Source organism: Hyalangium sp., from assembly GCF_045802625.1.
Lineage (GTDB): Bacteria > Myxococcota > Myxococcia > Myxococcales > Myxococcaceae > Hyalangium.
The window spans coordinates 1-13,268 of sequence record NZ_JBJMQP010000027.1 but is presented as its reverse complement, the minus strand read 5'-3'; the positions used below and the strand labels follow the sequence as shown (position 1 = coordinate 13,268).

At 68.2% G+C, this 13,268-nt stretch carries 11 protein-coding genes and 1 pseudogene; 3 read left to right on the top strand and 9 right to left on the bottom strand.

The genetic code is table 11. The annotated features are described in order from the left end of the window. Window positions 1–986, top strand: a 986-nt coding sequence (locus ACJ8AT_RS04885; protein WP_407736379.1) for a sensor histidine kinase, incomplete at its 5' end; no start/stop codon positions are given. A gap of 13 nt (window positions 987–999) precedes the next feature. On the opposite strand, the gene sufT is transcribed toward ACJ8AT_RS04885, so the two are convergent. The 7 genes from sufT to ACJ8AT_RS04850 are packed head-to-tail and all read right to left on the bottom strand — an operon-like array spanning window position 1,000 to window position 7,258. Further along, on the bottom strand, window positions 1,000–1,557 hold the full coding sequence (gene sufT / locus ACJ8AT_RS04880) for a putative Fe-S cluster assembly protein SufT (RefSeq protein WP_407736378.1): 558 nt from the start codon (window positions 1,555–1,557) through the stop codon (window positions 1,000–1,002). Between the two features lie 9 nt (window positions 1,558–1,566). After that, complete coding sequence (gene sufU, locus ACJ8AT_RS04875; protein WP_407736377.1) at window positions 1,567–2,019, bottom strand: Fe-S cluster assembly sulfur transfer protein SufU; 453 nt, start codon at window positions 2,017–2,019, stop codon at window positions 1,567–1,569. Then, a complete protein-coding gene (locus tag ACJ8AT_RS04870) occupies window positions 2,016–3,245 on the bottom strand; it encodes a SufS family cysteine desulfurase (protein WP_407736376.1) in 1,230 nt (409 codons plus the stop codon). The genes sufU and ACJ8AT_RS04870 overlap by 4 nt, the downstream gene beginning before the upstream one ends. After that, window positions 3,242–4,567 (bottom strand): Fe-S cluster assembly protein SufD, encoded by a 1,326-nt coding sequence (sufD, locus tag ACJ8AT_RS04865; protein ID WP_407736375.1) that lies wholly within the window; start codon window positions 4,565–4,567, stop codon window positions 3,242–3,244. Before sufD ends, ACJ8AT_RS04870 begins: the two co-directional genes overlap by 4 nt. Further along, on the bottom strand, window positions 4,564–5,340 hold the full coding sequence (gene sufC, locus ACJ8AT_RS04860) for a Fe-S cluster assembly ATPase SufC (RefSeq protein WP_407736374.1): 777 nt from the start codon (window positions 5,338–5,340) through the stop codon (window positions 4,564–4,566). The genes sufD and sufC overlap by 4 nt, the downstream gene beginning before the upstream one ends. 2 nt (window positions 5,341–5,342) lie before the next feature. Next, window positions 5,343–6,779: a Fe-S cluster assembly protein SufB gene (gene sufB / locus ACJ8AT_RS04855; protein WP_407736372.1), complete on the bottom strand. Its 1,437-nt coding sequence runs from the start codon at window positions 6,777–6,779 to the stop codon at window positions 5,343–5,345. Further along, window positions 6,776–7,258 (bottom strand): SUF system Fe-S cluster assembly regulator, encoded by a 483-nt coding sequence (locus ACJ8AT_RS04850; protein ID WP_407736371.1) that lies wholly within the window; start codon window positions 7,256–7,258, stop codon window positions 6,776–6,778. Before ACJ8AT_RS04850 ends, sufB begins: the two co-directional genes overlap by 4 nt. Window positions 7,259–7,448: 190 nt before the next feature. On the opposite strand from ACJ8AT_RS04850, the gene ACJ8AT_RS04845 reads away from it, so the two are divergent. Continuing rightward, entirely contained in the window at window positions 7,449–8,642 is a 1,194-nt protein-coding gene (locus tag ACJ8AT_RS04845) for an ABC transporter substrate-binding protein (protein ID WP_407736370.1), read from the top strand. A 122-nt stretch (window positions 8,643–8,764) separates the two neighbouring features. Continuing rightward, window positions 8,765–9,376: a hypothetical protein gene (locus ACJ8AT_RS04840; protein ID WP_407736369.1), complete on the top strand. Its 612-nt coding sequence runs from the start codon at window positions 8,765–8,767 to the stop codon at window positions 9,374–9,376. An 8-nt stretch (window positions 9,377–9,384) separates the two neighbouring features. Here the strand turns inward: ACJ8AT_RS04840 and ACJ8AT_RS04835 are convergent, their stop codons facing one another. Both ACJ8AT_RS04835 and ACJ8AT_RS04830 read right to left on the bottom strand, forming a co-directional pair. After that, window positions 9,385–11,340, bottom strand: a complete 1,956-nt coding sequence (locus ACJ8AT_RS04835) for a metallophosphoesterase (RefSeq protein WP_407736368.1) — start codon at window positions 11,338–11,340, stop codon at window positions 9,385–9,387. Next, window positions 11,337–13,268, bottom strand: a pseudogene (locus tag ACJ8AT_RS04830) (hypothetical protein); the annotation flags it as partial. The gene ACJ8AT_RS04835 and the pseudogene ACJ8AT_RS04830, both read right to left, overlap by 4 nt.

Genomic DNA, 13,268 nt, shown 5'->3' with positions numbered 1-13,268 from the left:
TCGTCATCTGCTCGGCCTACGCCGACTACTCCTGGGAAGAGATGATGCACAAGCTGGGGCTGTCCCAGCGCCTGCTCATCCTTCGCAAGCCCTTCGATGGCATCGAGGTGCGTCAGCTGGCCTTCGCCCTCACCGAGAAGTGGGAGCTGCTGCGCACCAACCGCCTGCACATGGAGAACCTCACCCGCGCCGTCGAGGAGCGCTCGCGCCAGCTCAGCGCTGCCAACACCCGCCTGGTCCAGTCCCAGCGCCTGGAGGCCCTGGGCCGCCTCTCCGCGGGCCTGGCTCATGAGATCAACAATCCGCTGAGCTTCATCCTGGCCAACCTCGGCTACCTGCGCTCCCAGCTGGAGCTGGAGCCCTCTCGCCTGAACCCCAGCGAAGTGCAGGAGCTGAGGGAGGTATGCGCCGAGTCCTTCGAGGGCGCCGAGCGCATCCGCCGCATCATCCAGAAAGTGAAGTCCTTCTCCCGGCTGGACGATGCCCCGCGTACTCGGGTGGATGTGCATGAGGTGCTCGAGCACGCTCTAGGCGAGGTGCACCCGCTGCTGCCCTCCGAGGTCCGCCTGGTGCGCGACTTCCAGGACATCCCTCCAGTGTTCGCCAGCGAGAACGGCCTGCAGCAGGTCTTCTTCGGTCTGCTGGCCAATGCCGCCCAGGCCCTCAAGGACTCCACCTCTGGCACCGCTCCCAGCCTTCGCGTGGCCACCAGCCTGCAGGAGGACGGCCGCATCGCCGTCGAGGTCCAGGACAACGGCAAGGGCATTGCCCCAGAGCACCTCAGCCGCGTCTTCGAGCCCTTCTTCACCACCAAGCGCGTCGGCTCCAGCTCCGGCCTCGGCTTGAGCGTCTGCTACGGCATCGTCCTGGGCCTGGGCGGAGAGATCACCGCCGAGAGCTCCCCGGGCAAGGGCGCCACCTTCCGCGTCCTGCTCCCTCAGGCCCCCGGCGATCGGCTGACACCCGCGCCCATCCCCCCCAATTGAGCACCGGGCCGCGCTACATCCATCCGAGCTGCAGCCGCGCCACGTCCGACATGCGGCTCTGATCCCAGGCAGGCTCCCACACCAGCTCCACGTGGGCCTCCTTCACGCCGGGCACGCTCGACACCTTGCTGCGCACGTCCTCCACGAGCACCGGGCCCATGCCACAGCCGGGCGCCGTCACCGTCATCTGGATGTCCACCCGCTGGCCGCCCTCGGGCAGCGGCGTGGCCTTGCACTGGTACACCAGCCCCAGCTCCACGATGTTCACGGGGATCTCCGGATCGTACACCGTCCGGAGCTGCTCCCACACGCGGGCCTCGTCGAAGGCGCCATCCGCCGCCGGCTCCGGCTCGAGGGCCTTGGCCGCCTGCGCGTACTCCTCGCCCAGCACGGCCGCGTCCCTGGCGGCGATGCGCAAGAGCTGCCCCGTCGCCTCCGACTGCACGGTGACGTTGCCGCCCAGCGACTGCATGATGCTCAGCTCCGTTCCGGCAGGGATCATCACCCGGTCCCCGCTGGGGATCAGCGTCGCCTCGCACTCGCGCTCGAGTACCACCAACCCTCCTCGCATAGGCCCTCCCTACTCCGTGGAGACCGACTCCGCCTCACCGCGGAGCGCCGCGCGCAGCGTGTGCCAGGCGAGGCTCGCGCACTTCACTCGCGCCGGGAATTCGCTCACTCCGGACAGGACGGCCAGCTTGCCGAGCGCCTCGGTGTCCACCCCGGCCGGCCCCTCCGTCACCAGCTTGTGCACCTGCTCGAAGAGCTGCTCGGCCTCCTCGCGGGTGCGGTCCTTCACCGCTCCGGTCATCAGCGACGCGGACGCGCGGGAGATGGCGCACCCCTGGCCCTGGAAGCCCACGTCGCGGATGACGCCGCCCTCCACCTTGATCGTCACCGTGAGCTGGTCGCCGCACAGGGGGTTGTGGCCCTGGGCGCGGTGGTTGGCGCCCTCCACCTCGCGGAAGTTGCGCGGGCGCTTGCCGTGGTCCAGCACCACCTCTTGATAGAGATCCTGCAGGTCCGAGCTCATCCGAACACCTCCCGCACCTTGTGGAGCCCGCGCACGAGCGCATCCACGTCCTCGCGCATGTTGTAGAGCGCCATCGAGGCGCGGACGGTGGCGGCCACGCCGAAGCACTGCATCAGCGGCTGCGCGCAGTGGTGTCCGGTGCGGACGGCCACGCCCTCGCGATCCAGGATGGTGCCGATGTCATGCGGGTGGATGTCCTCCATCACGAAGGACACCAGGCCGGAGCGCTCGCGCCCCTGGCCCAGGATGCGGAGGCCCGGAACGCGGCCCAGTGTCTCCTCCGCGTAGGCGAGCAGCTCCCGGTCATGCGCCGCGATGGCCTCCTGCCCTACCTGCCGCAGGTAGTCGATGGCCGCGCCGAGCCCCACCGCGCCCGCCACGTCCGGCGTGCCCGCCTCGAAGCGGTACGGCACGCGGTTGTAGATCGTCTTCTCCAAGGTGACGGAGAGGATCATGTCGCCGCCGCCCTGGTACGGAGGCATGGACTCCAGGCGGTCCTTCTTGCCGTAGAGGACGCCGATGCCCATGGGGCCAAAGAGCTTGTGGCCGGAGAAGGCGTAGAAGTCGCAGTCCAGATCCACCACGTCCACGGGAAAGTGCGTCACCGCCTGGGCGCCATCCACCAGCACGGGGATGCCCTTGGCGTGCGCCCGGCGGATGAGCTCCTTCACCGGCACTACGGTGCCCAGCGCGTTGGAGACGTGCGTCACCGCGAGGATGCGGGTGCGCGGCGTGAGCAGCTCGTCCAGCCGCTCCAGCGCCAGATCTCCATGCGCGTCCACGGGGATGCTGTTGAGCTTGGCGCCGACCTGCTCGCACAGCATCTGCCAGGGGACGATGTTGGCGTGGTGCTCCAGCCCGGTGATGAGCACCTCATCGCCCGCGCCGATGTTCTTCCGGCCGAAGGAGCTCACCACCAGGTTGATGGCCTCGGTGGTGCCGCGCACGAAGACGATCTCCTTCGAGTCCTTCGCGTGGAGGAACCGGGCCACCTTCTCTCGCGCGGCCTCGAAGGCGGCGGTGGAGCGCTCCGAGAGGAAGTGGACCCCGCGGTGCACGTTGGCGTTGTCGTGCGTGTAGAAGTGCGAGATGGCGTCAATGACCGCCTGCGGCTTCTGCGCGGAGGCGGCGCTGTCCAGGTACACCAGCGGCCGGCCCCTCACCTCCTGCTGGAGGATGGGAAAGTCCGCGCGCACCTTCGCGACGTCGAGTCGAGTCCCACTCATGCCACCACCTCCTGCCGAGCCCCGCCCGGCAACCGCGCCGCCAGCAGTTGCTCCACCCGCGCCCGCAGCGGCTCCAATGTCACCGCCCCCACCACCTCGCTGGCGAAGGCGTAGGTGAGCAGCCGCTCCGCCTCGGCCTTGGGGATGCCGCGAGCGCGGAGATAGAAGAGCGCCTGCTCGTCCAGCCGGCCCACCGCCGCGCCGTGAGCGCACTTCACGTCATCCGCGAGGATTTCGAGCTGCGGACGCGTGTCCACCAGCGCCTCCTCCGAGAGCAGGAGGTTGCGGTTGGTCTGGCTCGCGTCCGTGCGCTGCGCATCCGGGCGCACCAGCACGCGCCCGTGGAAGGTGCCGCGCGAGCGTCCATCCAACACGCCCTTGTACAGCTCGCGGCTGGTGCAGCGAGGCACCGCGTGATCCAGCTCCGTGCGGTTGTCCAGGTGCTGCAACCCTCGCCCCACGTAGAGCCCGTTCAGCACGCACTCACCGCCCTCGCCCGCGAACACCGAGCTCACCTCGTTGCGAGCCAGCGCCCCACCCAGCGCGAAGGCGTGCGAGGCCAGCCGGCTGTCCCGGGCCTGCTCGGCGTGGAGGCTCGCGACGTGGAAGGCCGCGTCCGGCTCCGCCTGGAGCTTGTAGTGGTGAAGCCGCGCGTTCTCGCCGAGCACCACCTCCGTCACCGCGTTGGTGAACGAGGCACCGCCGTCGAGCCCGGCATACAGCTCCACCAGCGCCGCCTCGCTGTTCGCGCCCGCCACCACCACCACGCGCGGGCTGGAGAGCACCGGCTCCGGCTGCGCTCCGGACGACAGGAAGATGAGCTGCACGGGGCTGGGAGCCACGGCCCCCTGCCGCACCTGCACGAAGGCGCCCGTGTTCAGCAGCGCCGCGTTGAGCGCGATGAAGGGGTTGGTCTCCAAGCGGGCCCGCCGGCCGAGCACGGCCGCCAGCGCATCCGCGTCCTCGCGCACGGCCTGGCGCAAGGGCTTCACCGTCACCCCCGCGAACAGCCCCGCCAGCGAGGACAGCTCGGGCGAGTGCCAGCCATCCACGAAGACGAGCCGAGGCCCCGGCAGGGCGAGCTGCTCCACCCGGGCCTTCAGCTCCACCTTCGAGGGCGCCGCCACGGGCGCGAACGGGCGCGAGACGATGGGCGCCACATCCGTGTACTTCCAGTCCTCGTTGCGAGTCGTGGGGAAGCCCCGGCGCGACAGCTCCGAGAGCCCCTGCTCCCGGAACGAGCGCAGCCACAGCGGAGCGCCCGGGTTCGCCTCCTGGAAGCGCTGAGCCACATCGAGGTAGTGCTGGAGCCCCGCGCTCACGGGCGCGCCTCCCGTCCCGCCTGGGGGGCCAGCTTGTCCACCCACGCGTAGCCCTTCTTCTCCAGCTCCAGCGCCAGGTCCTTGTCCCCGGACATGACGATGCGCCCGGCGGCCATCACGTGCACCTTGTCCGGGACGATGTAGTCGAGCAGCCGCTGGTAGTGGGTGATGACGAGCATCCCCCGCTCCTTCGAGCGCAGCGCGTTGACGCCGCCGGCCACAATCCGCAGCGCGTCGATGTCCAGGCCCGAGTCCGTCTCATCGAGGATGGCCAGGCGCGGCTGGAGCACCGACATCTGGAACACCTCGTTGCGCTTCTTCTCGCCGCCGGAGAAGCCCTCGTTGACCGAGCGGTTCAGGAAGCCTTGATCCATCTGCACCAGCTTCATCTTCTCCTTGGCCAGCGCCAGGAAGTCCATGGCGTCCAGCTCCTCCAGCCCCTGGGAGCGCCGCTGCGCGTTGAGCGCGGTGCGCAGGAAGTGCAGGTTGCCCACGCCCGGAATCTCCACCGGGTACTGGAACGCCAGGAACACGCCCGCCGTGGCGCGCTGCTCGGCCGGCAGCGCCAGCAGGTCCTTCCCGTCGAAGAGCACCTCGCCCTGAGTGACGGTGTACGTCTCCCGGCCGGCGAGCACCTGGGACAGCGTGCTCTTGCCCGAGCCGTTCGGGCCCATGATGGCGTGGACCTCGCCGGGCTGGAGCTCCAGGTTGATGCCCTTGAGGATCTCCTTGTCCCCGATGCGCGCGTGCAGATTGCGGACGCTCAGCAGCATGTCTACCCCACACTCCCTTCCAGGCTCACCCCGAGCAGCTTCTGCGCCTCCACCGCGAACTCCATGGGAAGCTCCTTGAAGACTTGGCGGCAGAAGCCGTTGACGATCATCGACACCGCGTCCTCTTTCGAGATGCCGCGCTGCTGGCAGTAGAAGAGCTGGTCCTCGCCAATCTTGGACGTGGACGCCTCGTGCTCCACCTGCGCGGACGCGTTCTTCACTTCGATATAGGGCAGCGTGTGCGCGCCACACTGGCTGCCCAAGAGCAGCGAGTCGCACTGGGTGTAGTTGCGCGCGCCCTCGGCGTTCTTGAGCACCCGCACCAGCCCCCGGTACGTGTTCTGCCCATGGCCGGCGGAGATGCCCTTGGAGACGATGGTGCTCCGGGTGTTGCGGCCCATGTGCACCATCTTCGTGCCCGTGTCCGCCTGCTGCCGGTGGTTGGTGAGCGCCACCGAGTAGAACTCGCCCACCGAGTCATCCCCCTTGAGGATGACGCTGGGGTACTTCCACGTAATGGCCGAGCCCGTCTCCACCTGCGTCCACGAAATCTTCGAGCCCCTGTGGGCGATGCCGCGCTTGGTGACGAAGTTGTAGATGCCACCGCGGCCCTCGGCGTCGCCGGGGTACCAGTTCTGCACCGTGGAGTACTTGATGTTGGCCCCCTCCAGCGCCACCAGCTCCACCACCGCGGCGTGCAGCTGGTTGGTGTCACGCATGGGCGCGGTGCAGCCCTCGAGGTAGCTCACCGTGGCGCCCTCGTCCGCGACGATGAGGGTGCGCTCGAACTGGCCCGTCTCCGCCGCGTTGATGCGGAAGTAGGTGGACAGCTCCATGGGGCAGCGCACACCCTTGGGCACGTAGCAGAACGAGCCATCACTGAAGACGGCCGAGTTGAGCGCGGCGAAGAAGTTGTCCGAGTACGGCACCACCGAGCCCAGGAAGCGCTCGATGAGCTCGGGGTGATTGCGCACGGCCTCGGAGAACGAGCCGAAGATGACGCCCGCCTTGGCCAGCTTGTCCTTGAAAGTCGTGGCCACGGACACCGAGTCGAACACCGCATCCACCGCCACGTTCTGCAGCAGCTTCTGCTCCTCGAGCGGAATGCCGAGCTTCTCGTAGGTGCGCAGAATCTCGGGGTCCACCTGATCCAGGTTGTCCAGCTTGGGCTTCTGCTTGGGCGCCGAGTAGTAGCGGATGGCCTGGTAGTCAATGGGGTTGTAGTGGACCTTCTGCCAGCGCGGCTCCTTCAGGGTGAGCCAGTGGCGGTAGGCCTTGAGGCGCCAGTCGAGGAGGAACTGCGGCTCGCCCTTCTTCTGGGAGATGACGCGGATGACGTCCTCGTTCAGCCCGGGCGGCAGCGTGTCCGCCTCCACGGCGGTGACGAAGCCGGCCTGGTACTGACGGCGGGTCAGCTCTTGAATGGTGTCGGTGCTCATGAAGTGAGCCCTCCAGTGGTGGCCGGGCGCGCGGGCAGGTTCAGCCCGACGAGGCGCTCGACGCGCGGGGTGGGAGCGCACAGGTCCGCCAGCGTCAGCCGGCCGAGCGCGTCCTGGATGGCCTGGTTGATGACGCGCCAGTGGCCTCGGACGCGGCACACGGACTCGAGCTCACAGGCGGGCTCGCTCCCGGTGTGCTGCACGCACTCGGTGAGGGCCACGGGGCCCTCCAGCGCGGTGATGATCTGCGTGAGGGGAATGGCCGCCGCGGGCCGCGACAGCCCGTAGCCGCCGGTGGCGCCGCGGTGGGACACCAGCACGCCGACGCCCTGCAGCCCCTTGAGCACCTTGCTCACCGAGGGCAGGGGGACGCGGGTGGCCTCGGCCAGTTCACGGGCCGTGCGCGTGGTGCCCTCTTCCCGAGCCAGCTCGGTCAGCAGCACGAGGCCGTAGTCGGTCATCTTGCTCATCCGGAACATCCGGTTTCCTCTCCTGGGCGCGGGGCACGCCGCGGCTCGCGGCGTCTCTCTACTTAAACCGTACTAAATCGGTCCACATTATAATGGAGGAAGCGCCGCTGGGCCGCCGGGAGGGTGGGCAAGGGGCTTGGAGGTTGAAGCGGCTCGGGGGACGTGTGAAGACAGGGCGTTCCTTGGAGGAAGCCTGCCCATGCGCCATTCCGCCCTGCTGTTGCTTACCGCGCTCACGCTGGCCCTGGTGGCCTGCGAGAAGAAGACGCAGCCCCCGCCCGCTCCCACGACGGGCACTCCGGCGGCAGAGGCCAAGGCGCCCCCGCCGGCGGATCCGGACACCATCCTCATTGGCGAGGTGGGCAGCCTGACGGGCAGCGAGGCGACCTTCGGCATCTCGGCGCGCAACGGCATCGAGATGGCGCTCAACGAGGCGAACGCCGCGGGCGGAGTGCGAGGCAAGAAGCTGGCGGTGCGCGTGTATGACAGCCAGGGCAAGCCCGAGGAGGCGGCGCAGGCGGCCACGCGCCTGATCGCCCAGGACCGGGTGGCGGTGATCATCGGCGAGGCGGCCTCGTCGGTGTCGATGGCGATGGCGGAGAAGGCGCAGGCGGCGGGAGTGCCGCAGATCTCATACACCTCGACGGCACCGGAGGTGACGCAGAAGGGCGACTACATCTTCCGCGTCTGCTTCATTGATCCGTTCCAGGGGTTGGTGATGGCGAAGTTCTCGCGGGAGAACCTGAAGCTGGGCCAGGTGGCGGTGCTCACGGACAACAAGGCGGCGTACTCGATTGGACTGGCGAAGGTGTTCATCGAGGAGTTCCAGAAGATGGGCGGGAAGATCATCGCCAACGAGAGCTACTCGAAGGGGGACACGGACTTCCGCGCGCAGCTCACGTCGATCAAGCAGGCCAGGCCGGAGGCGGTGTTCGTGCCGGGGTATTACACAGACGTGGGGCTGATCGCGCGGCAGGCGCGGGAGCTGGGGCTGCAGGTGCCGCTGCTGGGCGGAGACGGCTGGGAGTCCGAGAAGCTCTTCGAGCTGGGCGGCTCGGCGCTGAACGGGAGCTACTTCTCGAACCACTACGCGCTGGACAACCCGGATCCGCTGCTCAAGGCGTTCGCCGAGAAGTACCAGCAGACCTACGGCGGGCTGCCGGACAGCGTGGCGGCGCTGGCGTATGACGCGACGAAGCTGGCGGTGGACGCGATGAAGCGGGCGCCGGACCTGTCGGGCAAGGCGGTGCGGGATGCCATCGCCACGACGAAGGACTTCCCGGGCGTGGCGGGGAAGATCACCATCAATGCCAAGCGCGACGCGGAGAAGCAGGCGGTGGTGCTCAAGGTGGAGGATGGGAAGACGAAGTTCGTCACCACTGTAATGCCCTGAAGTGAGCAGTGGAGGGGCTTCAATCCCTCTCACTGTCCTGCCTCCAACTGAGAGTGCTTTACCCCTATCGCAGCGCCGCATTTCCTGTCATCCTTCCGGACAGTCGATTGAGGGGGGATGACATGTTGACCAAGAGTTGGGGGCGCTCCGCACTCATGATCATGGCCGTGGCTTCGCTCTGGGGATGCTCGCATCCCAAGGTGATCACCGCCGAACAGCAAGTCGAGGCGCGCTACGCCCAGATGGATGAGTTCGATGTGTTGCTGCTGAGAGCGGGAGTGGACTTGATGGAGTTCCCCGCTCAAGAGGCATGGACCGTCGATCAGGCGAGCGATCTCGTCGAGTGGCTCCACTTCAAGATTTACGACGGCAATCAATACGCCTATGGGCCGCGCATCCTGGCCTCCTTCCTCCTGGCAGAGGAGCTCAAGCTGGGGAAGCCTGTCTCTCGCCGGGCCCTCATCGAGAGGATGAAGCGCCATAAGCACCTCGCCGTGCTGAACCCCGATGGCCACCTCGTGAGCGCCTACATGGGCTCCACCCTCCTGTGCGTCGGCGCCCTCCACATCGAGGACGGGATTCCTCAAGCGGGAGATTTCAGGGTGGATGCCTTCTACGTGCCGACAGGCAACGGCTTCCAGGAGGAGGCGAACCTGGTGGCTCCGGCGATCTTCACCCACCCAGCGCCCCGGCCGCCCACGCCGCAGAAGGTTGCCGACACCCAGCCGAAGTGACTCGTGCGTCACCCGGAGCCTGGAGGCTCCCACTTCAGCAGCGGCAAGGGCTGCCACGCGAACCCATCGTCCCCCACGTCGTACCGGTTGCGCTCCCGCTTCCACCCTTCTCCCGGCACGAAGACACGCGGAGCCCACCCCAGCTCCCAGTGGCGCTTCGCCTCGTTCCAGCGCAGCGCCCCCCACGCGTAGGCGTGCTCCCCTTCTGCGTCCCCATGGCCCGCTCCCGCCACGAACCGGAAGGATTCTCGTGTCCGCCCGAAGCCTCGCAGCGCCAGCGCCTCCGCGCTGTGCACGTGCCCACACAGGTGAAGGTGGTGCGCCCGCTCCGCCATGCGCCTGAGCAGCAGCGTCTCGCAATCCCCGTGCAGCCACCCCGGCGGGTGGTGCGTCAGCACCAGCAGCACATCCTGCGGCCCCACGTCCTTGAGCGCGCGCAACTGCTCCTCGCCGAGGAACAGCTTGCGCTCTCCATCCCCGTCGTCGCTCACCCACACCGAGCATAGCCCCACCAGCCACAACCGCCCGGGCCGCCCGGCCGCAGGCTCCACGGCTTCCGCCCAGTCCAGCGGTTCTCCCGCTCCGTTGTCCGGGTGCCGCGCCGCGATCTCCTTCACGAAGGAGACGTAGGCTTCCAGCTTCTTGCGAAGCTCTGAGCGGATCGCCGAATCCTTGAGGCTCTCGTCGAGCAGGGCCACGGGGCGCTTCTCGCGCTCCACCGCCTGCGAAGCCTTCTCGTCTCGGAGCGCGCCGTGGTGCCGCCGGACCGAGAGGCCCTTGGTAAGGCCGCGATCCACATCGTGGTTGCCGGGCACGAGCCTCAACGCCGAGGCGTCCACTCCCGCCACCGCGGCGAGCTGGTTCAGCCAGGACCTCGCCTCCCGGTACTCCTGGGGGTCCGCCTTCCATGCGATGTCACCCGTGACGAAGATCCGATCCGGGATCCACGGCTTGTGGCTTCGCACATCCTCCAGCATCGCCTTGAGGACTTCCTCCCGGTTGTGCCGGTGCGACGCGGCGCCGCCTCCGAAGTGGAGATCCGACACGTGAAGCCAGGTGAAGACAGGCCGGTGCACCCCGGTGTCTCCGCTCGTCACGGGCCCACGCGACACCTCGGGGGGACTGGCGGGGCGCCACTCGCTCTCAGGCCCCCAGGCGAGCTTGAAGAGTGTGCCACTGAAGCGCGTCTGCCGCCCATCCGAGCGGATCAGGCCCGTCTCGCTGAGTGCCTCCAGACGTGCCTCCCGGCCCGCCCTGTGTTCATCCAGCACCTCCTGCATCCGAGGAGGCAGCGAGCCATAGATCAATTGCAACGGGTCCATGGCCTCGCGGAGCGCATGGAGAAAGTCCTGAGAATCCTTCTTCGTCGGAGCACGCAGCGGACGCCGCTCGTTGTCCGACAAGTAGCGGCAGAAGCGGGCGATCAGGTTCGGGAAACCGCCCGTCGCCTCGTGGATGGCATGAACGATCTTCGCCTCGCACTCCAAGGGTTGATCGCTCAACTCCCGGCGCACCATCCGCTCCGTCTCCTGAAGCGTGAAGGGGGCCAGCATCCGGATGACGGCATTGTTCAGGAGACGCTCGAGTTCTGGGGGCCGCTCGTCCTTCAGCAGCGTGGGCCAGCCCGCCATGACGAAGCGGCGCCCTCCGATTCGCCGCCGGAGTTCGACCAGCTCCGCGTTCTTCCAGCCCACGAAGTACTGGGCCTCATCGAAGAGAAAGCACTGCGCCTCGCCGTTCATCTGGTCGAGCGTGGCCTTGGGCTCCTCATGGACATCCACGAGCACGCAGCCAGGCAGCTCCGGCTGCTCCTTGAGGCGATAGAGCAGGCTCGTCTTGCCCAGGCGGCTGACTCCCACCACGGCAACGCCCTGCCGGGCCTCCCGGACAATCTCGGAGATCACCTTGGGGCTGCGATAGTCCTCCTTCGGATCACTCAGCGCGCCACTGGGTCTCCACATCATGAGGCCACCTCTCGAATCCAGCGCAGGAAGGGGGGCGCTACATCCAGGCGGCGGTGGCCCACGCTGGCCAGCCCCACGGCGTCCAGCAGCCGGAGCGTCCGGGGCTCCAGTTCCTCCTGCTCGGCGCCGGGGCGCCCCGCGAGCTGGCGCAACACCTCGCGCACCTCTCCAGGCAGGGCCTCCCACGTGCTCGGGTAGCTGTAGGCCGCGTGGACCAGGTAGTCGAACACCGTGCCATCGAAGGCTTGATCGATGTCCTCCGCCTCGATGCGGAAGCGCCGAGCCGCCCGGCACCGCTTGAGCACTTCTCGCCCCAGCTTCTGCGCGATGAGCGGCCGGCCCCCTGAATAGGCCACCACCCGGGCCACCGCCTCCTCCGTCACCGCGTATTCGGTCCCCAGAGGCGTGCTCAGCAGCCCGCGAAGCTCCTCGGGGCTCATGGAGCCCAGGCGGTAGGGCTCGAAGATGTTGAGCAGGGGTGAGCCCTTCTGCACGTTGCCCAGCACGCGCATCTCGACCACCGGCCCTGCCACCACCCCCCGCAGGCCCTGGGGCTGGCGCCGCTGGAAGAGCGCCCGGAGCCCGTGCCGCACCCGAGCGGAGCTTGCGAGGAACTGGGCCTCATCCATCAGGACCGTGAAGCGCGCCCCACGCCCATGTGAGCGGGCCAGCGCCTCCAGCCGCGCCGAGACCGCGTGATCCAAGGTCTCCCAGTCATTGGCGCCGCGCTTGCCTCCCGGCGCGAGCCGCTCGGCCATGAGCGAGGGGAGATCCTCGATAAAATCGGGGTCCTCCTGGAGGATGAACAGCTCGCACCGGCCCTGGAGGCGATGCTGGAGGTGGTGAAGCACTGACGTCTTCCCAATCCGCCGCTCGCCCATGAGCGCGACGTTGCCCTGTTCGAGCTGGGAGAGGATCTCGGCGAGATCCCGGCTGCGGCCGTAGAAGTCTCGCGGGTTGTCGATGAAGGCTCCCACGATGAAGGGGTTCTCCAGCTCGAAAGAGACGCCGAACGTCTCGGTGTGTTCACTGCCCAGGACGGAGAGGGAGGTGACGGTGAGCACGCCCTCGCCAGCGCCTGGCACGTCGAGCTGGAGTTCCAGCGTGGCTGTGTCCAGTGAGCCCTCGTCGCGCTGGAGCGCAACCTGGGACGCCGCGATGCGCTGGGCGCCCGCCAGTTGGAGCGAGGCGGTGAAGCGCATGCCGGCGCTCACTCGCGAGGCCCTCAACCGCGCTTGGACTGGAGGGCGGCGTCCATCTCGGACGATTTCGAGGATGAATTGAGAATCTGTCAGGGTGAGTTCAGGCGGTGGCTCGGGGGGCTGGGAGAGCACGGACGCCTGGAAGGGCCGCTGGGGCGTGCGCCTCCTTGCAAGGCCCTGGCGCTGACGCTCTGCCTGGAGAGCCTGAACACAGGACTGGAAGGTCTCCAAGCCGAGTGTCTTCATGTCCAGGGGCTTGCCCGCAAGCGCCTCTCGGAGAGCTTCGGGGCGATGAAAGAGCGGACGCCACAGCGCGGCGGACATGGCGCAGGCCCCAGAGGTGTAGTGCAGCAGGCCGGTCGTGTCCCCCTCTCCCACGAAGAAGGGAGTGCCTTGAGCCAGCGCTACCCACCCCTCTGGCCCGCCCAGCAGGACCGTTTCACGAACCACCGGAGACAGTGTCCACACCCTCACCGTCCCATCATCCCCGCCGGACGCCACCCGCGCTCCGTCCGGCGAATACGCCACCGTACTCACCCAGCCCTGGTGCCCCTCCAGCACGTGCAACGCCTTCCCGCTGCTGGCGTCCCACACCCTCACCGTCCCATCAGCCCCGCCGGACGCCACCCGCGCTCCGTCCGGCGAATACGCCACCGTACTCACCCAGCCCTGGTGCCCCTCCAGCACGTGCAACGCCTTCCCGCTGCTGGCGTCCCACACCCTCAC

What these genes read in the sequence shown, in the direction of transcription:
- sufT (WP_407736378.1), bottom strand. Translation starts at nt 1,557, where the DNA reads ATGCGAGGAGGGTTGGTGGTACTCGAGCGCGAGTGCGAGGCGACGCTG.
- sufU (WP_407736377.1), bottom strand. Translation starts at nt 2,019, where the DNA reads ATGAGCTCGGACCTGCAGGATCTCTATCAAGAGGTGGTGCTGGACCAC.
- ACJ8AT_RS04870 (WP_407736376.1), bottom strand. Translation starts at nt 3,245, where the DNA reads ATGAGTGGGACTCGACTCGACGTCGCGAAGGTGCGCGCGGACTTTCCC.
- sufC (WP_407736374.1), bottom strand. Translation starts at nt 5,340, where the DNA reads ATGCTGCTGAGCGTCCGCAATCTGCACGCGCGCATCGGGGACAAGGAG.
- sufB (WP_407736372.1), bottom strand. Translation starts at nt 6,779, where the DNA reads ATGAGCACCGACACCATTCAAGAGCTGACCCGCCGTCAGTACCAGGCC.
- ACJ8AT_RS04850 (WP_407736371.1), bottom strand. Translation starts at nt 7,258, where the DNA reads ATGTTCCGGATGAGCAAGATGACCGACTACGGCCTCGTGCTGCTGACC.
- ACJ8AT_RS04845 (WP_407736370.1), top strand. Translation starts at nt 7,449, where the DNA reads ATGCGCCATTCCGCCCTGCTGTTGCTTACCGCGCTCACGCTGGCCCTG.
- ACJ8AT_RS04840 (WP_407736369.1), top strand. Translation starts at nt 8,765, where the DNA reads ATGTTGACCAAGAGTTGGGGGCGCTCCGCACTCATGATCATGGCCGTG.
- ACJ8AT_RS04835 (WP_407736368.1), bottom strand. Translation starts at nt 11,340, where the DNA reads ATGATGTGGAGACCCAGTGGCGCGCTGAGTGATCCGAAGGAGGACTAT.